General features: G+C 59.7%; 17 protein-coding genes. 9 read left to right on the top strand and 8 right to left on the bottom strand.

Annotated features, from left to right (window positions below; genetic code table 11):
- Positions 1-11 precede the first annotated feature (11 nt).
- The 8 genes from pheT to ACTG20_RS12675 all read left to right on the top strand — a co-directional run bounded on the left by pheT (position 12) and on the right by ACTG20_RS12675 (position 11,631).
- Positions 12-2,399 (top strand): phenylalanine--tRNA ligase subunit beta, encoded by a 2,388-nt coding sequence (pheT, locus tag ACTG20_RS12710; protein WP_005360606.1) that lies wholly within the window; start codon positions 12-14, stop codon positions 2,397-2,399.
- 3 nt (positions 2,400-2,402) lie between these two features.
- Positions 2,403-2,699 carry an integration host factor subunit alpha gene (ihfA, locus tag ACTG20_RS12705; RefSeq protein ID WP_005300715.1) on the top strand — a complete coding sequence of 99 codons (297 nt, stop codon included), beginning with the start codon at positions 2,403-2,405 and terminating at the stop codon, positions 2,697-2,699.
- A 15-nt stretch (positions 2,700-2,714) separates the two neighbouring features.
- Positions 2,715-6,704, top strand: coding sequence for a response regulator (locus ACTG20_RS12700; RefSeq protein ID WP_194496423.1), 3,990 nt, complete (start codon positions 2,715-2,717; stop codon positions 6,702-6,704).
- A complete protein-coding gene (locus ACTG20_RS12695) occupies positions 6,691-7,935 on the top strand; it encodes a response regulator (protein WP_164536857.1) in 1,245 nt (414 codons plus the stop codon). Before ACTG20_RS12700 ends, ACTG20_RS12695 begins: the two co-directional genes overlap by 14 nt.
- A gap of 3 nt (positions 7,936-7,938) precedes the next feature.
- A complete protein-coding gene (locus ACTG20_RS12690) occupies positions 7,939-8,580 on the top strand; it encodes a GNAT family N-acetyltransferase (RefSeq protein ID WP_194496424.1) in 642 nt (213 codons plus the stop codon).
- Between the two features lie 60 nt (positions 8,581-8,640).
- Entirely contained in the window at positions 8,641-9,414 is a 774-nt protein-coding gene (gene cobB, locus ACTG20_RS12685) for a Sir2 family NAD+-dependent deacetylase (RefSeq protein WP_005351956.1), read from the top strand.
- A gap of 91 nt (positions 9,415-9,505) precedes the next feature.
- Positions 9,506-9,982 carry a hypothetical protein gene (locus ACTG20_RS12680; protein WP_194496425.1) on the top strand — a complete coding sequence of 159 codons (477 nt, stop codon included), beginning with the start codon at positions 9,506-9,508 and terminating at the stop codon, positions 9,980-9,982.
- Positions 9,982-11,631, top strand: coding sequence for a GGDEF domain-containing protein (locus ACTG20_RS12675; RefSeq protein WP_194496426.1), 1,650 nt, complete (start codon positions 9,982-9,984; stop codon positions 11,629-11,631). The genes ACTG20_RS12680 and ACTG20_RS12675 overlap by 1 nt, the downstream gene beginning before the upstream one ends.
- Before the next feature lie 83 nt (positions 11,632-11,714).
- Here ACTG20_RS12675 and ACTG20_RS12670 read toward each other — a convergent pair whose 3' ends face one another.
- From ACTG20_RS12670 to ACTG20_RS12640, 7 genes are all read right to left on the bottom strand, one after another.
- Positions 11,715-12,719: a substrate-binding domain-containing protein gene (locus tag ACTG20_RS12670; RefSeq protein ID WP_194496427.1), complete on the bottom strand. Its 1,005-nt coding sequence runs from the start codon at positions 12,717-12,719 to the stop codon at positions 11,715-11,717.
- Positions 12,719-13,651: a ribokinase gene (gene rbsK, locus ACTG20_RS12665; protein ID WP_194496428.1), complete on the bottom strand. Its 933-nt coding sequence runs from the start codon at positions 13,649-13,651 to the stop codon at positions 12,719-12,721. The genes ACTG20_RS12670 and rbsK overlap by 1 nt, the downstream gene beginning before the upstream one ends.
- Positions 13,652-13,759: 108 nt before the next feature.
- Positions 13,760-14,635: a ribose ABC transporter substrate-binding protein RbsB gene (gene rbsB / locus ACTG20_RS12660; protein WP_005336672.1), complete on the bottom strand. Its 876-nt coding sequence runs from the start codon at positions 14,633-14,635 to the stop codon at positions 13,760-13,762.
- Positions 14,636-14,665: 30 nt separating this feature from the next.
- Positions 14,666-15,634, bottom strand: a complete 969-nt coding sequence (gene rbsC, locus ACTG20_RS12655; protein ID WP_005336670.1) for a ribose ABC transporter permease — start codon at positions 15,632-15,634, stop codon at positions 14,666-14,668.
- Complete coding sequence (gene rbsA / locus ACTG20_RS12650) at positions 15,631-17,160, bottom strand: ribose ABC transporter ATP-binding protein RbsA (protein ID WP_075114653.1); 1,530 nt, start codon at positions 17,158-17,160, stop codon at positions 15,631-15,633. The genes rbsC and rbsA overlap by 4 nt, the downstream gene beginning before the upstream one ends.
- A gap of 36 nt (positions 17,161-17,196) precedes the next feature.
- Positions 17,197-17,616: a D-ribose pyranase gene (rbsD, locus tag ACTG20_RS12645; RefSeq protein WP_194496429.1), complete on the bottom strand. Its 420-nt coding sequence runs from the start codon at positions 17,614-17,616 to the stop codon at positions 17,197-17,199.
- 233 nt (positions 17,617-17,849) lie between these two features.
- Entirely contained in the window at positions 17,850-18,467 is a 618-nt protein-coding gene (locus ACTG20_RS12640; protein WP_194496430.1) for a glutathione S-transferase family protein, read from the bottom strand.
- A gap of 443 nt (positions 18,468-18,910) precedes the next feature.
- On the opposite strand from ACTG20_RS12640, the gene ACTG20_RS12635 reads away from it, so the two are divergent.
- Positions 18,911-19,702 (top strand): hypothetical protein, encoded by a 792-nt coding sequence (locus ACTG20_RS12635; protein ID WP_194496431.1) that lies wholly within the window; start codon positions 18,911-18,913, stop codon positions 19,700-19,702.
- Between the two features lie 391 nt (positions 19,703-20,093).
- Here ACTG20_RS12635 and ACTG20_RS12630 read toward each other — a convergent pair whose 3' ends face one another.
- Positions 20,094-21,161 (bottom strand): extracellular solute-binding protein, encoded by a 1,068-nt coding sequence (locus ACTG20_RS12630; protein WP_194496432.1) that lies wholly within the window; start codon positions 21,159-21,161, stop codon positions 20,094-20,096.
- Positions 21,162-21,235: the final 74 nt, after the last annotated feature.

Here is a 21,235-nt window from a genome sequence, read left to right as displayed (position 1 = left end):
GGCGAGAGAACATGAAATTCAGTAAATCCTGGGTGATGGAGTGGGTCCGCACCGAGTTGAGTGACAACGCGCTGGCCGAGCAGATCACCATGGCCGGTCTGGAAGTGGACGCCGTTGAAGCGGTGGCTGGCCAGTTCAACAATGTGGTCGTGGGTGAAGTGGTCGAGTGTGCCCAGCATCCGGACGCCGACAAGCTGCGGGTGACCAAGGTCAACGTGGGCGAGGCCGAGCTGCTGGATATCGTCTGCGGTGCGCCGAACTGCCGTCAGGGCTTGAAAGTGTGCGTGGCCAAAGTAGGGGCGACCCTGCCGGGTGATTTCACCATCAAGAAAGCCAAGCTGCGTGGCCAGCCGTCTCACGGCATGCTTTGCTCTTTCAGCGAGCTGGGTATCGACGTTGAAGCCGATGGCATCATTGAGCTGCCGGCCGATGCCCCCATCGGTACCGATATTCGCGACTACCTCAATCTGAACGACGTATCCATCGACGTGGATCTGACTCCGAACCGTGCCGATTGCCTCGGTATCGCCGGTCTGGCCCGTGAAATCGGCGTGCTCAACAGCGTGGACGTGGTCGAGCCGACCTGGGCACCAGCTGTTGCCACCATTGATGCAACTTTCCCGATCCGGGTTGAAGCAACCGCCGATTGCCCACGGTATCTGGGGCGCGTTATCAAGGGGCTGAACTTGCAGGCCCAGAGCCCGCTCTGGATGCAAGAGAAGCTGCGCCGTGGCGGCATTCGTTCCATCGACGCCATCGTCGACATCACCAACTACCTGCTGCTGGAATACGGTCAGCCGATGCACGCCTTCGATCTGGCTACCCTGGAAGGGGAGCTGGTGGTACGTCGCGCCCACGCTGACGAGCCGATGACCCTGCTCGACGGCAACGAAGTGAAGCTCAAAGAGACCACCCTGGTGATTGCCGATGCCAAAGGTCCTGCCTGTATGGCCGGTATCTTCGGTGGCAACCGCACCGGTGTATCCGAGACCACTACCGATATCCTGCTGGAGTGCGCCTTCTTCGCGCCGCTCTCCATCACCGGCCGTGCCCGTGCTTACGGTCTGCACACCGACTCTTCCCATCGCTTCGAGCGCGGGGTTGATCCGCAGCTGCAAGCCAAGGTGATGGACCGTGCAACTCGCTTGCTGCTGGATATCTGCGGCGGCGAAGCGGGTCCGGTCATCGAGGTCAAATCCGATGCCCATCTGCCGAAAGCGGCCCCCATCAAGCTGCGTCGCAGCAAGCTCGACAAGGTGATCGGTATCAGCGTGGCTGACGCTCAGGTGGTCGAGATCCTGACTCGCCTTGGCATGCAGGTCACTGTGGATGCTGACGGTTGGACCGCGCTGGCACCCTCCTGGCGTTTCGATATCGCCATCGAGGAAGACCTCATCGAGGAAGTGGCTCGCATCTACGGCTACAACAACATCCCGAACCTGAAACCCGCCGCCTCTCTGGCGATGGTGGAGCAGGCAGAAGGGCAGGTGACCCTGAAGCGCGTGCGCGACCTGCTGGTTGACCGCGGTTTCCAGGAAGCGATCACCTACAGCTTCGTTGATCCCAAGACCCAGCAAACCCTGTTCCCGCAGAGCGATGCCATCGTACTGCCGAACCCGATCTCGGTCGAGATGTCCGCCATGCGCGTCTCTCTGTTCCCGGGTCTGGTGCAGGCCGTTGTTTACAACCAGAACCGTCAGCAGCCGCGTGTGCGTCTGTTTGAACAGGGTCTGCGTTTCATCAAGGATGAAAGCGCCGAGAATGGCATCCGTCAGGAGCCGATGCTGGCCGGTATCATCACCGGCAACCAGAGTGACGAGCACTGGGACATCAAAACCCGCGCAGCCGACTTCTTTGATTTGAAAGGGGATCTGGAAGCGGTGCTGGATTTGACCGCCGAAGGGGCCACCTTTACCTTCGAGCGCACCGAGCACAGCGCCCTGCACCCGGGCCAGAGCGCAGCCATCCTGCGCAATGGCGAGATCATCGGCCACATCGGCGTGATCCACCCGAGCCTCGAGAAGAAGCTGGGCCTCAAGAGCCGCGCGGTGATGTTTGAGCTGGAGCTGGACAAGCTGACCCCGGCCAAGGTGCCTGTGGCAGCCGAAGTTTCCAAGTTCCCGGCGAACCGTCGCGACATCGCCGTCGTGGTCGATCGTCAGGTTCTGGCAGGTGATGTGCTTGCGGTAATTAAAAAAGTTGGCGGAAATCAGGTAGTTGGAATAAACTTGTTTGACGTATACCAGGGTGCTGGTATGGCAGAGGACAAGAAGAGCCTGGCCATCAGTCTTGTATTGCAAGACACCCAGCGTACCCTGGAGGAGAAAGAGATTGCCGAGACCGTAGACAATGTCGTGCGGGCCCTTGGTGAAGAGTTGAATGCATCCTTGAGGGATTGATCTATGGCGCTTACCAAAGCCGACATTGCAGAGCACCTGTTCACCCAGCTCGGGATGAGCAAGCGTGAAGCCAAAGATATGGTGGAAGCCTTCTTTGAGGAAATCCGACAGGCGCTTGAGCGTGGTGAACAAGTCAAGATTTCAGGCTTCGGTAACTTTGACCTTCGTGAGAAGAATCAGCGTCCCGGACGCAACCCCAAGACGGGCGAGGATATTCCTATCAGCGCCCGCCGCGTGGTGACCTTCCGGCCTGGCCAGAAGCTCAAGGCCAGGGTAGAAAATGTTGAACCCAACGAGTGATAAAAAGCCAGGCAGATGCCTGGCTTTTGTTTTCAGATGACCAAATTCCCCGTTTTTCTTCTGGGTGCCGTACTGGCACTGCCATTGCACGCCAAGCCTTTGCAGACCACAGTGCTGCCGTTGGCGCCGGCGACCCAGGCTTATGTAAATTCACTGAGTCAGCTTTCGCTCTGCTATCCTGCGACGCTTCCTCCACCATACCTGATGGCCGAGGGGGGACTGCTCAAGGATCGTCTCGCCCGGTTGCAGGAGCTGTTCCCGGTTCCCCTCGTGCTCAAAGAGTTGCCCGATTGGAAGACATTGCGCAACGGGCTCGCAGAGGGTGACTGCGACATCATTCCCTATGTCGGAACCCGCAAGAAGGCCGTGGAGGGTATGCGGTTAAGCCGTCCGATGATGGAGACAGATGCCGCCATCCTCTACAAGGGTGAAAATCTCAAACAGGCCCGCTTTCTGGTCTACTCGGTGGCAGACTCAGCCCGCCTGCTGCACGAGCTCTATCCCCAGGCACGCATTATTTCCCTAAAAAGCGGAGAGAAGGTCTACGACGCGCTGCAGAGCGGCAAGGGAGATGCCTATCTGGGGGACTATCTGCAACTGCGCTATCTGATGCGCGAGTTTCCTGCCGATGGTTTGCGCCTGCGCCGCCTGTTTGGTGAGGATCGGATCATCAGCTATCGCCTGATGATGCGTGATCAGCCTGAGTTGGCCAATCTGGTGGACACCCTGATCCGTCATATGCCCGCCGGTACTATCTATACCGATCTGGCTCGCTATCTCGATCAGGGGTCACTATATGTCAACCAGCCCCACTTCAGCGATACCGAGCAGGCCTGGTTATCCGGTCGCGGGCGCACCATTCGCCTGGTGGTCAATCCCGAGTTGATGCCCTATAGCGGCGTCAATGATCTGGGGGAGGCGAAAGGGTGGAGCGCGGATGTGCTGCGCTGGGTCACCCAGGAGACCGGCCTGAAATACAAGCTGGTGCCTGCCGCTAGCAAGGCGGAGGCCGTAGAAAAGCTGCGCCGTGGTGAGGCGGATATGATGGCCGGCTTGCCGGAATCTCCGGCATTGACGGATCGGTTCATTTTCAGCCGGACGATCTCCACCAACCGGTTTGCCTTGATCAGCAAGCGCAAGCTGGCTGCCGATCGCATCACCCAACTCAAGCGGCAGCGTATTCTGGTGCCGGAGTCCCTCTACGATCCCTCCTTGCTCGCCCTGCTCGGTGATCAGGAGTGGGTTCGCACCGACGGCCTCGAGCAGGGGCTTGCCGCGATCAAACAGGGCAAGGCTGACGCCATGCTGAGCGAGCTATATCAGCTGCAATATCCCCAGCGTACCAACTTGCTGGAAGGGCTCGATATCGAGGAGCTGGAAGATCGCTTCAGTCTTGGCTTTGCCATCAACAAGAGTCAGACCGAACTGGCCGGGGTGATGGATCGCAACCTGATGGCACTGACCAGCACCCAGATCGACGAACTTAACCAGCGCTGGCGCCGCTTGCTCGTCGTGCAGCAGCCCGGCGTGAGCTACGCTGCCTGGTTTGGCTCCATCGCCATGGCACTGCTGATCAGCGGCATTGTCATCGGCGGGATCTGGCGGTCTCGTCAGCAACTGGCACGGGAAGTCGCCCAGCGTCACGCCGCCGAGAAGGCGCTGGCCATCGAGAGCGAACTGCGGGAAACCATGTTTCAGGCGTTGCCGGTGCCCGTCTATCTGCGCAACAGCCAGGGCAAGGTGATCAAATCCAATAAACAGGGGCGACGTCTGGCCCTGCGCTACTCGCAGCAGTTGATGCTGCCGCCGGTTCAGTCCCAAAAAAGTGAAGGAGAGCTGGTGCTGGGGGATCAGGTCTTCGCCTATGTCCAGCATCCGCTGCGACTGGACAAGCAAGCACCTGCCACCGATCTTATCGCCCTGTCGGATATCAGTGTGCTGCGTGAGCAGGCCCGTTTTTTGCGTCAGGCAGAGCGCCGCCTGCGCGCCCTGACCAATACCGTTCCCGGCGTGGTGCTGCAGTTTATGTTCGAGCGGGGACGGGTGGGGGGTATCGAGTTTATCAGCCGGGGCTGTTACGAGCTGCTGGGGCTGGCGAGTCAGCAGATCCGTCGTGAGCCCAAACGGGTGCTCATTATGCTGGAGCGCGAGGATCGCCGTCGGGTAAGCCGTGAGATGTTCGCCATGTTGCAGGCTGGCAAACCCTTCGCATTCACCATGCGCTACCACCATCCGACCAAGGGTCTGCGCTGGTTGCAGCTCTATGGCCGTGGCCGCAGTCAACCGCAGGGTTGGCGAATTTATGCGGTGATGCAGGATGCCACTGCCAGGGTCGAGCAGGATCAGGCATTGCAGCACTCCCATGAGCAGGCGCAACAGGCAGTTCTGGCCAAGGGGCGCTTTTTGGCTGCCATCAGCCACGAGATCCGCACGCCGATGAACGCCATGCTCGGCTTGCTGGAGTGGCTGGCCAGCACCCCTTTGTCCAGAGAGCAAGACTCTGCGCTGGCGCGGGTGCGTCAGGCGGGGGATGAGCTGCTCGGCCTGCTCAACGATGTGCTCGACTTTAGCCGCAACGAAAACAGCAAACTCTCCCTCTCGCCCCAGCCCACCGATTTTGCCGAGCTGTGCGAGCACGTGGCGGCAGTGCACTGGACCAAGGCGCGGGCCAAGGGATTGCAACTGCGCCTTAAGTTGGACCCGGCTCTGCCAGCCCTGCAGACCCTCGACCCTCACCGGGTACGACAAGTGCTCCACAACCTGCTCTCCAATGCCATCAAGTTCAGCCAGCGTGGGGAAGTGGTGCTGTGGGCCGGGGTGGTCGCATCAACCTTGCGCTTTGGTGTGGATGATCAGGGACCGGGGATCACCGCCAAGATGCGCACCACGCTCTTTATGCCGTTCGAGCAGTTTGCCGTTGAAGGGCAGTTGCGGGCGCCGGGCACCGGTCTTGGTCTGGCGATCTGCAAGCAGCTGATCGAGCAGATGGGTGGTCTTATCGATGTCGAGGGGCGCGTCGGTGGCGGTAGCCGCTTCTATTGCGAGTTGCCGCTGAAGCGGGTGCAGCAGGAGCCGGACTGGCAGCCCAATGTGCGACAGCTGGCACTCTCTTTACCCCACGATGAGGCGCAAGCGTTGTCGCCCTGGCTCAGCCGATTGGGGATCGCCACCGTCAGCAACGCCGTTGATACGCTGCAAGCGGAGGTGGACGAGAAGGGGCTCTACTATTGGGCCTGGCAAGGGGAGTCCTGGGTGCCCGGGACCATCATCACCCTGCTGCAGCCACGCTTGACCCCGGATCAACCGGTCGCAGGCACCCAGCCCGGGCTTGGCATGCGGGTTCTGCTGGTTGAAGATCACGATGTCAATCGCGAGCTGATCAGCCTGCAACTGGGGCAACTTGGTGCCAGCGTTATCACTGCCGCCAACGGGCAGCTGGCGCTGGAGATGCTGGCGCAGCAAGAGGTGGATTTTGTGCTAACCGATCTGCAGATGCCGGTGATGAACGGGGCCGAGCTGTGCAGGCAATTGCGCCAATCCGCACGTTGGGCCCGTCTGCCGGTCTATGTGATCACCGCAGATCTCAGTGATCAGGCGGCAAGGGAGCTGCAATCCTGCGGTTGCGATGGCCATCTGGACAAGCCGGTCGCCCTCAAGGAGCTGGCGACCTTGCTGCGCCATATTGCCAAAGAGGGGAGCAATGTTATCGCCCCGACACCGGTTGCCTCGCTGCTGACCGATGAACTGGCCGCCCTTTATCTGAAGGCTACCCGTGATGATTTGGCCGAACTTGAGCGCTGCAGCACAGAAGAAGATGAAGTTGGCGTGAATGCTGCTTTACACAAGTTGAAGGGGGCCGCCAGAATGGTAGGGGCGACTGCGTTGGTGGCGGTCATTGAAGAGTGGCAACAGGCGCCCCATCCGATGCTGCAAGCCAGATTGAACCGGGCACTGGATGAGTTCAGCCAGCAGTTTTCAAAGAGGGCTCAAGATGATCATCACTGATGAAGAATTACTGGCGTTGCTCGATTCGGAAGAGCATGAGGCGGCAGGATTTTGCCCCATTGTGCTCTATGCCCTCGACCGTACCGCCCATGAGTTGGCCAGCACCATGACATTGCCCTCCTATGTCACGCTGCACCGTACCCGACCGGATGCCTGCTGGCAGTGGGAAGGGCTGTTTGCGGCAGGTGCCATTGCCCTTTACGACCCCGCCGCTCATCAGCAGGCGGACTATTTCCCCCAGTTGCAGCAGCATGAGGGGATCTACGCTATCGGCGAGGATTGGCTGGGGGGGCTTGCCGCCAGTTACCGTAACTGGTGCAACTGGCTGGCCGCTAACAAGGTGCTGCTGCTCGAGGATCACCCGTTTCAGGGGATGCAATTGCAACAGACCATCGCCGGGTTGGGGCTCTCCTGTCAGTGGGTACAGGATGAATCGGCCTGCCTTGCGGCATTGTCGGCGGGCGACATCAGCCTGCTGGTGTGCGATCTCAGTCTGGTGGAGCAAGATGCCATCAGTCTGCTGATGAACCAGCCCCAGTTGCAGGAGGCCGGGCTGCCCATTGTGCTGCTTTCGGCCCATGAGCAGACGCTGATCGACGGTGCCCGCCGCCTGCTGCACGATGCCGGTTTCAATATTCTGGCGGCGCTGGCCAAGCCGCTTGATTGCGACGAGCTGCTCAGGTTGCTGCGTCGACTCTATCTGGGCCCGCTGCGTCAGCAGCGCTTGAGCGGCCAGCGCCGCTCCATCCGCCGGTGGCAGGGGGAGGTGCAGGGTCAGCTTGGGCTGCTCTCCAGTCCCGCGACCCCTCATCCGGTCTGGCTGGCGGTGACCGGCTTGCCCAGCCGCTGGGAGGCGCTCAAGGATTGGCTGACGGAGCAGTCGCGTACCCCAGCCGAACTGACCCTGCTGATCCACCGTCGTGACCACCTGCTCGGCAATGCCGATCGCTTCGCGCTGGTGCTGCAAGCCAGCCTGGCGGGGAGCAAGCTGGCGCTGCTGCTCGATAACAGCCAGCATCTGCCATTCGATCTGCTGGAGCGTTTGCCGCTGCAAGCCTTGCTGCTGGGGCAGGGGATCTTGCCGGAGATGGAGTCCTTGACCGGTGACTCCCTGCTGGGACGCTTTATGGCCCGGGTTCGAGAGCTGGGGATCGCCGTCTATCTGGATGATCCTTACAACCTGCTCGACGTCGAGGTGTGGCGAGAGCGCGGTATGACGGGGCGCTGGTAAGCCATGCCGCGCTACCTCTGCTGGCCCATGCACCGGGAGCGCCTTGGCAAAGGACTGGAGGGCTGGCCCCATCCGCTTTCCCGGGCCGCGCTGCCACTGGCGATGCAGGTCTCCGAGGTGCCGTGCTTGCTGCGCGAGCTGCATGGTGTGGCACCTGCCCGCATGCTGGCCGCTTACGATGCATTGAGTGAAGAGAGCATCTATCTGCGCTTTATGCGTCCGAAACGGACACCGCCACCGGAACAGGTGGCCCAATTTCTCAATTACCATCCCGAACAACAGATCTCGCTGCTACTGACCGATCTGGCTGGTGAGCCGCTGGCTCAGGCGCAATCAATCCGCCGCCGCCTTCATCCCGATCGGGCGGAGTTTTCTTGCATCGTAGCGGATCACTTTCAGCACAAGGGGGCGGGGAGGCGCATTCTGCTGGCGCTGGCACTGCTGGCCAGGAAGGACGGGATCCGGGAGTGGACGGCGGAAGTGTTGGCCCAGAACCGGCCCATGCTGACCCTGCTCAAGCGCCTTGGCTTGCCGCTGACCCTGGTGACCGGACGGGAGATGGTCTTTGTCAGGCTGGATCTGTCGGTACTGGATGCCTGGTTGCCCGTGCCGCCAGCGGCGCCGCTTAAGACCAAGGGCGAATAGTGACACTTTTTTCCCTGTGCTAAGGTCACATTTATTGTGCGGGGATAGACGGAGCAGCTTATGGCGCAGTCATACAAACATATCGTGATCCTGACCGGCGCGGGGATCTCTGCCGAATCCGGCATCAAGACTTTTCGTGCCTGCGACGGTTTGTGGGAAGAGCACAAGGTCGAGGATGTGGCGACCCCCGAGGGGTATGCCCGGGATCCCGAACTGGTGCTGCGCTTTTACAACTCCCGCCGCAAACAGCTGCAACAGCCCCAGGTTCACCCCAATCCGGCCCACTATGCGCTGGCCCGCCTCGAGCGACTGCTGCCCGGCACGGTCACCCTGGTGACCCAGAACATCGACAATCTGCACGAGAGCGCTGGCAGCAAGAACCTTATCCATATGCACGGGGAGCTGCTCAAGGCCCGCTGCCCCGAGTCCGGTCAGGTGATCGAGTGGCGCGGAGATCTCCATCAGGACGAGCTCTGCTCCTGCTGCCAGTTCCCTCAGCCGATGCGTCCCCATGTGGTCTGGTTTGGCGAAATGCCGCTCGGGCTGGATCGCATCTACAGCGCGCTTGCCCAGTGCGATCTCTTTATCTCCATCGGCACCTCTGGCGCTGTCTATCCGGCCGCCGGGTTTGTCCATGAAGCGGGATTGAACGGGGCGCACACCATCGAGCTCAATCTCGAGCCTAGCGAGGTAGGTAGCCAGTTTGACGAAAAACGCTATGGCCCAGCCTCCCTGCTGGTACCCGCCTATGTCGATGAGTTGCTGGAGGCGTGCGGCATTCATCAACCGAGGCAAGTCGAGGGGCACAACTGGATGGAGATGCGTGGTCCCTGAGCTACTGTGCGACGGGACAGTTGCAATGGTTCGGTGAAATCGCCACACTGGCAACCATTTAAAAAATGGGACTCAGTTGGCGCAAATTACCATGACCGCAGTAAAGCAATGGATCGCTTTTTTTCTCCTGATGCTGGCCAGTGCCAGTGCAGCGGCCTCCATCCCCCTGATGACCCTGGTACTGCCAGATGGCCAGCAGGTGACTCTCGATGAATCGGCCCTCTCCGCCTTGCCACAGACCGAATTCACCACCACTACCCCCTGGACCCAGGGCACCCACCACTATCGCGGGCCGACCCTGTCAGCCGTGCTGGCGGCGCAAGGGATCCCGGATGCTCGCAAGATCGCCGTTTCGGCCCTCAACGGCTATCAGCAGGTGGTGGATCTGGCCCTGTTCGACGGCGTGCCGCTGACCCTGGTGCGTCAGGAGGACGGCAAACCGCTGACCCGGCGCAACAAGGGGCCGCTCTGGCTGCTCATCCCGTTCACCACCTATCCCAAGCTGGACGTCCCTGCCATTCACAACTGTATGGTGTGGCAGGTGACCCGCATCGAGATCGTCGATTGATGGGGCTATCCCGCCAAAATCTGCTGTTGGTTGCGGTGTCGCTGCTGTTTCTGCTCTCGTCGGGCAGCAGCCTCTATCTGCAGTATCGGCAGGAGCAGCTGGTCGATACTTTCTACCGCAATGTCCACTGGAACATCAGCCAGGTAATGCTCGAATCCCAGCGTTTCCTCTACGACCTGCAGCTCTATCGGGCTGGCAGACAGTCGATGGAGACCCTGAGCCTCGATTACGATCTGCTGTGGAACCGGCTCGACATCTTCCTCATCAGCAGTGAAACCGCCGAGATGCGCCAGCGGCACGGGCTCGGAAAAGTGCTGGCCACCCTGTTCGAGCAGATCAAGCAGCTCGAACCCCAGATGGAGGCCGGTGCGCTGCGCGAGGGGGCTGAGCTTGCCCGCTTGCAGGAGGCGATCGCCAGCCAGACCCGTCTCATCGAACAGATAGGGGATCAGATCCTCTCCGGCCAGGAGCGGGAGCATTCGGTCAGCCAGATCCGCAACAGCCTGTTCTGGCTGCAGATCTGGCAACTGCTCCTGTTGCTGACCGGTGGCGCTCTGGTCGCTGCCCTCATTCGCGCCAATCTGGCGAACCGTCGGCTGGCCCTGCTCGATCCCCTGACCCAGCTTGGCAACCGCCGTGCCCTGCAGGAGCAGCTCTCTCGCGCTCTGCATGCCGGCGAGGTGAGCGCTTTGGTGGTGCTCGATCTCAAGCGCTTCAAGCAGGTCAATGATCTGCTGGGTTATCAGGTCGGTGATCGGTTGTTGCAGATGGTGGCCAACAAGCTGCAACAGGCCCATGGCAGTCACGCTTACCGGCTCGGTGGTGACGAATTTGCCGTGGTGCTGACCAAGGCGGATGATGCGCTGGAAACCGCCATTCATGAGCTGGTGGATCTGCTCCATTTCGAGTTCGTGACCCGGGAGTACAGCTTCGATCTGGCCTGTCGACTCGGGGTCGCCAAGGCGCAGCAACAGGATGCCGCCCGGTTGCTGGATCAGGCCATCCTGGCCCTCAACCAGGCCAAGCGTAGCCAGGAGGGGGCGATCAGCTGGTTTGAGCCAGCCATGCTGCAGCAGTTGCAGTTGAGTCAGCAGCAGCTTCATCAGCTGCGAGAGTGGCTGGCGGGGCGCGAGCCTGCACCGCTGCGAGTGGCATTGCAGGAGCTGACGGACGGGCAGGGCAACGAGATGTGGCAATTGGCGCTTGAGTGGCGTGAGCAGGGAGTGCCTTGCCATATGCGCTGGCTGCAGGAGTGCGGTGTGCTTGGGCCCGTGTTGGCCCGTGTGCTGCAAACGCACGAGGCGCAGTATGCCGATGGTCAGGCACTGCTGGTCCCGCTCGACAACCAGGCCCAGCTGACCCATCTACTGGCCTATTTGCCGGAGGCTTCCCGTGCGCCGCTGGTGTTGCTGATACCGACGCTGCAGCCGGATGGTGTCTTGCTGGCGGGATTGCGGCAGCAGGGTTGCACTCTGGCGCTCAGAGAGATTGGCAGCACCACCGCGGCGCAGCTGGCAGCAGGCTGGCCTGTTCGCTACTGGTTGCCGCAGGGTGATGAAGATGGCGAGTTGTTGCAACCTCTGGCCAGACGATTGGGGCTGGTGCCACTGCAAGTGCTGGCAACCAGGGAGACCAGGTCGCTGGCCTGAGGGCAAAAGCGGTATTGCACGGCAGAGATAAAACGAAACAAGGCGACCTCGGGGTCGCCTTGTTCGTTTATTGCCCCTGAACGTCAGGGGCGAGGGGCGCAGGATTGCCTGATCACCAGATCCGGGTCGACGGTAATCAGGTGGTTCTCCACCGTTTCGCCGTTGATCCGCGCCAGCAGGCGGGTGACGGCGAGGCGCCCCAGCTCCTCTTTGGGCTGGTTGACGGTGGTGAGCGGCGGCGACATAAATTCAGCCAGCGCCACATTGTCATAGCCAACGATGGAGATATCCCGCGGGATCACCAGCCCCGCCTGATGGGCGGCACTGATGGCTCCCATCGCCATCATGTCGTTGCAGACAAAGAGGGCTGTGGGGCGTTCGGGCAGCGCCAGTAGGTGGGTCATCGCCTGATGGCCGCTGGCGCAGTCAAAATCACCCTCCTGGATCCACTCTTGATTGAGCGTGAGACCTGCCTCCTGCAACGCCTGCTCAAAGCCAGCTTGGCGCTGGTTGGCGGGGGCGCGGCTGTGGGGGCCTGTGATGCAGCCGATGGCGGTATGGCCCAGCTCAATCAGATGGCGGGTTGCGAGATAACCGCCGTGGAAGGAGTTGTCGGCGATAAGATCCACATCTTCGCTGACCAGCCCCCAATCCATCACCACCACCGGCAGGCTCTTGAGCCAGTCGAGCTGGTTGAACACCTCTTGTTGGCCTTCGCTACACATGATCAGCAGGCCATCGACCCGCTTGCGCAGCATCATCTTGAGGTAGGAGAGAGCCGTCTCGGCTTGCCCCTCGGTGTTGCCCAGCATCAGGTTGTAGCCCTGCTCGAAGCAGTAACGCTCCACCCCGCGCACCACCTCGGCAAAGAAGGGGTTGCTGGAGGTGGTGACCAGCATGCCGATACTGTTGGTCTCCTTCACTTTGAGGCTGCGGGCCACCAGACTCGGGGCATAGTTGAGCTCACGCATGGCCGCAAAGACCCGCTCGCGGGTCTCCTCGGCCACGAAACGGGTCTCGTTGATGACGTGGGAGACGGTGGTGGTGGAGACCTGGGCCCTCGCCGCCACCTCCTTGATATTGGCCATCAGTGCCCCTGTGCAGTCTGCTCAAGCAGGAAGGTGTCTACCTCCTGCTTGCTCGGGATGGAGCTCTGGGCGCCGAACCGAGTGACGGAGAGCGCCGCCGCCCCGTGGGCAAAGCGCACCGCGCTGTGGAAATCGGCACCGGCCAGTTCCGCCGCCAACAGGGCGCCGTTGAAGGTATCGCCCGCGGCTGTGGTATCCACCGCCTTGACCCGAAAGCCCGGGATGAGTTGTTGCTGCTGTGCGTTGCTGCAATAGACCCCCTGCGACCCCAGGGTGATCATCACGTCCGCAATCCCCATCCGGTGGAAGCGGGCGGCCGCCTCGCGGGCACTCGCTTCGTCGGTGACTTTCACGCCGGTCAACAGCTCGGCCTCGGTCTGGTTGGGGGTGATGAGATCCACCAGCGCCAGCAGTTCGCTCGAGAGCGGGCGGGCGGGGGCGGGGTTGAGCACTACCCGGGTGCCGTGGGCGCGGGCCAGGCGTGCAGCTTCATGGACGCTCTCCAGCGGCACTTCCAGCTGCAACAGCAGGGTGTGGGCGTCGGCGATCATCGCTTCGTGGTTTTTCACCACAGCCGGAGTGATGGCCCCGTTCGCTTCAGCGGAGATACCGATGCTGTTCTCCCCCTCATCGCTCACATAGATGATGGCGATACCGGTCGGGAGCTTGGGATCGAGTTCGACGGCGCTGACGTCGATGCCATCTTTGGCAAAGCTGCTCTTCATCTGGTGGCCGATGGCGTCATCACCGATGCGGGCGATAAAGGAGACGACGGCGCCAAGGCGGGCGGCAGCAACCGCCTGATTGGCCCCCTTGCCGCCGGGCACCACCTGATAGCTGTGGCCGGTCAGGGTTTCACCCGGGCGAGGAAAGTGGGGAACGCGCAGCACGTGGTCTGCATTGACACTGCCCAGAACGACGAGACGATTCATGTTGACTACTCCTGATGCATCTTGGCTTGAACACAGTGATGGAGTGAGCCCAAGCCGGGAGGCACCTGAACGAGAGGGAAAAGGGGAGGCGAACCTCCCCTCGAGCACTTACTTGCTGACCACTTGCAGCGGTACCGGAATGGATTTCTCTACCGGTTGACCTTTCAGCACCTTGTCGGCAGTCTCGACGCCGATGGCACCGATCAGGGCGGGTTGCTGGGCCACGGTGGCGGCCAGTTTACCCTTGGCAACGGCGGCTTTGCCATCGTCAGTGCCGTCGAAGCCGACGATCATCACCTCTTTACCGGCAGCCTGCACGGCGCGGATGGCACCCAGCGCCATCTCGTCGTTCTGGGCAAAGACGGCTTGAACGGTCGGGTGGGCAGCCAGCAGGTTTTCCATGACGTTCAGACCCTTGGTGCGGTCAAAGTCGGCAGGCTGGGAAGCCAGCACCTGCAGTTTGTTGGCCGCCACGGCCAGGGCAAAACCTTCGCCACGGTCACGGGCGGCGGAGGTACCGGCAATCCCTTCCAGCTGGATCACCTTGGCACCGGTACCCAGTTTCTCGGTGATAAAGTCACCGGCCAGCTTGCCGCCCGCCACGTTGTCGGAGGCAATGTGGGCCTTGACCTCACCCTGCGCAGCGCCGCGGTCCAGGGTCAGTACCGGGATGCTGGCGCGGTTGGCCAGACGAATGGCGTTGCCGACCGCTTCGGAGTCGGTGGGGTTGATCAGGATGGCGCCGACCTTGCGCACGGTGAGATCTTCCATGTTGGAGAGCTCTTTGGCCGGGTCATTCTGGGAATCCAGTACCACCAGCTCGTAGCCAAGCTCTTTGGCTTTGGCTTCGGCACCCTCTTTCATGGTGACGAAGAAGGGGTTGTTGAGGGTGGAGACCACCATGGCCAGGGTTTGATCGGCGGCATGGGCGGTGCCCAGCACGGACATGATGGCGGCAGCGAGCAGGGTATTGAGCTTTTTCATCATTTCATTCCTTGTGTGTGGCTTGTCTTATCAACGATTGCTTTTGTTATCGATCATCACGGCAAGCAAGATCACGCTGGCCTTGGCGATCATCTGGTAATAGGAGGATACGTCGAGCAGGTTGAGGGCGTTGTTCAGGAAGCCGATGATCAAGGCACCGATCAGGGTCCCCATGATGCGGCCCTTGCCGCCCATCAGGCTGGTACCACCCAGCACCACTGCGGCGATGGCATCCAGCTCGTAACCCATGCCCGCCGTCGGCTGGGCAGAGGAGAGACGAGAGGTAACGATAAGCCCTGCCAGCGCCGAGAGCGCGCCGCACAGACCATACACCGCCAGCTTCACCCGATCCACATTGATACCGGAGAGGCGGGTAGCAGATTCGTTGCCACCCAGCGCGTAGATGTAGCGACCGAGACGGGTGTGGTTGAGCATGAACCATGCGAGCAGGAAGACGATAGCCATCAGCCAGATGGGCACCGGCAGACCGAACAGGTAACCGGTACCGAGCCAGGCGAAATGATCGGCGCCGTCACTGAAACCAGTGGAGATGGGGCGACCCTCGGTATAGACCATGGTGATGCCGCGCAGGGCGGTCATGGTGACCAGGGTGGCGATAAATGCCTGCACCTTGCCCTTGGCAATGATGAGGCCGCTGACGCCACCCAGCAGGGCACCGGCACCCAGAGTGAGGGGCACCACCAGCCAGATCGGCAACTCCATGGCGACCATGGTGGCGGCCAGCGCGCCGCACAGGGCGAGCACAGAGCCGACCGACAGATCGATACCGGCGGTAAGGATAACCAGCGTCATGCCGACCGCCATGATGGCGTTGACCGAGGTTTGGCGCAGGATGTTGAGCAGGTTGTCGGCGGTGAAGAAGTTGGGGCTCAGAAAGGAGACCACACCAATCAGGACCAGCAGCGCGACCAGGGATTTGTTCTCGATCCACCACGCCTTGCTCATGACGCCACGGCGGGAAAGGGTTTGGGTTGTCATTGGGATGCCTCTTGCTCTGCTTGCCACTGTTTACCGACTGCCGCCGCCATCAGCTTCTCCTGATTGGCATCGCGGGTGTTGAACTCTGCGCTGATGCGCCCTTCGTGCATCACCATGATGCGATCACTCATGCCGAGCACTTCCGGCATCTCGGAGGAGACCAGAATGATGCTCATCCCCTCCTTCTTGAACTGGTTGATCAGCTGATAAATTTCCTTCTTCGCCCCCACGTCGACGCCGCGGGTCGGCTCGTCGAGGATCAGCACCTTGGGCCGGGTCAGCAGCCCCTTGGCGATGGCCACCTTCTGCTGGTTGCCACCGGAGAGCAGCTTTATCAGCTGATCCTGACTCGGGGTCTTGATGTTGAACAGGCGCACATAGTCGCTCACCGCCTGCCGTTCGGCCTTGCCGTCAATCTTGCCGTTGCTGATGAACTCGTCGAGGGCGCAGAGACTCATGTTTTCGCGCACCGACAGCTCCAGCACCAGCCCATCCCCCTTGCGATCCTCGGAGATATAGGCGATGCCTGCGGCCAGCCCATCGGCCGGGCTTTTGGGCACCAGCGCATGACCGTCAACTTGCACTTCACCGGCGCTGATGGGGCTGGCGCCATAGATCAGCTTCATCAGCTCGGTACGGCCGGAGCCCATCAGGCCGCTAAAGCCCAGAATTTCCCCCTGACGCAGGGAGAAACTCACCCCGCGCACGCCGGGACCGGCCAGATCTTTCACCTGCAGGCTGACGGGGCCAAGCTCGCGCTCAAGACGCGGGTACTGCTCTTCCAGTCGGCGACCTACCATCATCTCGATGATCTTGTCTTCATCCAGATCGCTCACCGCCTTCTCGCCAATCCACTTGCCATCGCGCAGCACAGTGACCCGATCGCAGATCTCGAAGATCTCCTTGAGGCGGTGGGAGATATAGACGATGCCGCAACCTTGTTCGCGCAGCTCGCGGATCACCTTGAACAGCTGCTCGGTCTCGGTATCGGTCAACGCATCGGTCGGCTCGTCCATGATGATGACGCTGGCATCGAACGACAGCGCCTTGGCGATCTCCACCATCTGCTGTTCGCCGATGGAGAGATCCCCGAGTCGGGTATCCGGCCCATGCTTGACACCAAGTCGCGCCAGCAGGCCGCTTGCCCGCTCGCGCAGCTGTTTGTGGTCGATGCTGCCAAAACGGGTACGGGGTTCGCGCCCGAGGAAGATGTTGGCGGCAATCGACAACTCCGGCAGCAGGTTCAGCTCCTGGTGGATGATGCTGATCCCCTGATCCTGAGAGTCGCGGGGGCCCTTGAAGTGGACCGACTGACCGCGGTAGCTGACACTGCCCGCATCGGCCTGATAGATGCCGGTCAGCACCTTCATCAGGGTGGATTTGCCGGCGCCATTTTCACCGAGCAGGGCCATCACCTGGCCCGGATAGACCCGCAGACCCGCTTCGTCGAGGGCGCGAACACCGGGGAAGGTCTTGACGATCCCGGTCAGCTCCAGAATGGGGGAGAGGGGGGAGGTTGTGCTCATTTGCAGCTTCCTTGAAGAGGCATTCTTTGAAGAATGTCAGAACGCCACACCGGCGCAGAGGATCAGGTTGGCGTAGGGAGTCACCTCGCCGCTGCGCACGATAGCCTTGCTCTGGCGGGAGCGGGCCTTGAACTCCTCGTGCAGACAGTATTCGATGGCGATGGGCTTGCCCTGGGCGGCTGCGTGCGCTTCAAGCTGATCGACCAGCGCCTGATGGGCGGCGGGGCTGATCTGCTTGATCTCGCTTGCCATGATCGCTTTCTCCACCACCAGATCGGTGAGCAGGGCGGTCAGCACGGTTTCAAGGCTGGGTGTCCCCGCCATCAGCGCCAGATCGATCCGCTCCGGACCTGCCGGAATGGGCAAGCCTGCATCGCAGACGGTGATCTCGTCGGTGTGGCCCATCTGTGCCACCAGAGCACTCAGGGGAGCATTGAGCAGTACGCCTCGTTTCATACAGCACCTCATCAGGCCTTGGCCCGTCAATCTGTGAACCGCTAGGCAACCGGTTACGCAACCGGTTGCGTCATGGCGCAAAGATAGGCTTTTTACTAAGGAAGGGCCACGGCAAAACCACGGAAATGTGAAAACGATCTCAAAGGCGGGAGAAGAAGTGCAGGGGAGGAGGCAGGAAGGGTGTCAGCAGAGCCCTGACACCCTTGTTATTTATCGAGCTATTGATTTTATGGTTAGTTGGCCAGTGCCTTGGCGACCGCCGGACGGCTCAGCATGCGCTGATAATGATCGGCAACCTTGGGGAATTCACTGATCTCGACCCCATCGCTTTTCAGCCAGCCCGCGACCACGAACAGATAGATATCCGCCACGCTGAACTGCTCGCCCAGCACCCAGGGGCCTGCCAGATAGTGCTGCTCAATCTGGGCAAAGCCATCGCGCATATTGCTGGCGACTTTCTGCTGCATGGCGCCAATGGCCTGCTCGTCATCGGCCCAGCGGCTGCCACGGCGACCGTGGGCGTGGGAGACATGCACGGTGGAGGCGAGGAAGCTGTTGACCTCCTGCATGCGGGCCAGCAGGAACGGGTTGTCCAGCGGCGCCAGCTTGGCATCGGGGAAGCGCTGCGCCACATAGAGCAGCAGGGCCGGGGTTTCGGTCAGGGTGCCCTGCTCGGTGACAAGGGCAGGCACCCGCCCTTTGGGGTTGATGGCAAGATACGCAGGGTCACGCTGTTCCCCTGCGGCGAGGTTGACGAGACGGGGTTGGAACGGGGCATTTGCTTCCAGCAGGGCAATCTGCACGGCCATGGCACAAGTGCCGGGAGCGAAATAGAGGGTCAGATCGGACATGAATACTCCTGATTGGCTCAGGCCACCCGCGAAATTGGCGAAAGATTGTTTCGCGTAACACCACGGGCAGTCATGAAAAAAGAGAGGGGGCAACGCTTGCCCCCACAACCAATCTACACCCCTAAGGGGCGATGAAAAAGCGCAGAATTAATCGGTTTGTTTGCCCATTTCATAAATTCCTCGGCTAAAGGCGCAAATCAGATGGTGTTGAACTTGATGGGATAGTTGATACCTGAGGATGGGCGGTTGGTACTGAAAGGACTGGGGCACAATAGCGTCCTTGGTTGTTCTCCCACTCTTGCACGATATGATCGTCATCAGATATTCTAATTTTTGGGTCGTTACAATGAATCCTATCTAAAGAGAAGGGGAGTGAAACTCAGCGAAATTGAGAGTCTTAAGGAAAGGTAGGAAGTAGGTTAAGGAAAATAAAGAAGTGACCAATGGATGATGAAAAGGGAAACTCAAGTAATATCAAAAGTAAAACCAAACTGATATCGGGTTTTGTAGCTTTGGCCGTGATAGGCGGAGGGTGGTACTGGTGGCTTAAAGAGCCCTATATTGAGCCAGAGATTAATCCCACCCCAACAGAATTGTTTACTATTCAGGGCGAGTTTCCTTTTGATAAGGGCTATCAATTAGCTGTTCATAGTACTTTCATTGCATCTAATAAAACTGACTCTACTTGCAGCAAAACTTTTTATGCGTTCGGTGTTATACCTGCAAATACTAGACTCAGGGGATGGCAAATAGATAACCCCATTAAGAAATATCAATCAACCAGATTCAGTGTAAAAGTGTCAAAAGACTATTTATTGCCTGGCCGATGTAATTGGGTGCTAGATTCTGTTGGCTATTTTATAGTGAAGGCAGGTTCCGAGTTGGAGGCTAATTTGAAAGCTAACCCTTCAGATCAACATAATCGTCAAGGGTATTTTTTATCTTCAGCATACAGCGATTGGAGTGAGTTAAAACTGGGGAGTGTAAATATCTCATGCCGACCAGATGTTGGTCTTAACAAATTAAAAGGTAGTGTTGTTTGTAAGCGACTGAATCAAAGAGAAGTAAACACATATAGACGTAACTATAAAGTTCATAATAAACCGCTACCATCGATAGTTAATTTTAAATTCGTTATGGAGGACAAAATGTCAAGCGCTAAACAAAATACTGTTTTAGAGAGTGCATATGGCGATCCACTAAATAATAATTTGTCCTATGAAAAGGGGGTATAAAGACTGTTAGTTAGATTAGCGAATCGTAATCGGACGTTAGCTGTTTCGATAAAATTGCACAGTTATTCCCCATAAACACATCCGTTTTGCCTATATCTCCACAGTGGGGTCGCTATGAGTTCCTCCCTTCTAAATGGAGAAATACATTGCCCCCCTCATATTTCCCTACAAATTTGCTCTGAAGCCGGCTGCAGTGGAGCACTTACAAAAATTGTGGTCTGTCTGGCTTAACGATGACTATCTATATATTTTGCTGTTAATCGATGCGCGCCTGTGCCTCTCAGTGTCTATGACTGTTGTGCTTAAAAATTGCGCTGGTGGTTAAAAAGAGAAGGGGGCAAATATTGCCCCCTTTATCCATTATGCCCGTCAGGGCCGATTAACCGCCGACTTAACCGGCCTTGGCCACCATGGCTTTCAGCTGCAGGAAGTACTGCTCGTAGAGGCGGGAGGCATCACCCACATCGGACTGGAATTCGCCCTTGCGTTTGATCTCGTCGCTCGGGAAGACCATGGGGTTGTTGCGAAACGCCGGGGTGAGCAGGGGAATGGCATCCTTGACCGGGGTGGGGTAGCCAATAGCCTCAGCCACCTTGGCGGCCACATCGGGGCGCATCAGGAAGTTGATCAGGGCGTGGGCCTCTTTCACATGCTTGGCCTTGGCCGGGATGGCGAGGTTGTCCATCCAGAGCACGGCGCCTTCTTCGGGGTAGGTCATCTGGATGGAGGGGTATTCGCGCTGGGCGCCGTAGGCTGAGCCGTTCCACAGCATACCGATATTGACCTCACCGGCGATAAAGGGGTCGGCCGGGTTGTCGGAGTTGAACGCCTTGACGTTGGGCATCAGCTTTTTCAGGTATTCGAACGCTTCGGCAATTTGCGCCTTGTCCCGGGTGTTGGGGCTATAGCCCAACTGCACCAGCGCGATATGGAACACCTCGCGGGCATCGTCCATCAGCAGCAGGCTCTCTTTCCACTCCGGTGCCCAGAGCTGCTTCCAGCTGGTCACCGGCTGTTCGATGATGTCGGTGTTGGTGCCGATCCCGGTTGCGCCCCAGATATAGGGGATGGAGTAGCGGTTGTCCGGGTCGTACTCATGGTTGAGCAGGGTGGGGTCGAGGTGCTTGAAGTTGGGCAGCTGGGCGCGCTCCAGCGGCTGCAGCATCCCCTCCTTGGCCATTTTCGAGATGAAATAGGTGCTGGGCACCACCACGTCATAGCCGTCGCCATGGGTTTTCAGCTTGGCGTAGAGGGTCTCGTTGGATTCGTAGGTGGAGTAGATCACCTTGATGCCGGTCTCTTGCTGGAACTGCTCCAGCAGGCCGTCCGGCACATATTCCGACCAGTTGTAGAAGTAGACCACCTTGTCGTCGGCCGCTTGAGCGCTCTGGCTCAGCAGCGGGGTGGTGAGGGTGAGGGCGGCTGCCAGCAGGGCGCCGGCCTTGTGTTGGATTGTCATCAACAACTCCTTGGGGTTATGGGGCCTTGCGGCCCACCGTGACAGAGTTCGCCAAAGATGGCGGGGACGAAACG

It is taken from the genome of Aeromonas sp. 84A, from assembly GCF_051919345.1.
Lineage (GTDB): Bacteria > Pseudomonadota > Gammaproteobacteria > Enterobacterales > Aeromonadaceae > Aeromonas > Aeromonas veronii.
This window is presented reverse-complemented; position numbering and strand designations above follow the sequence as displayed.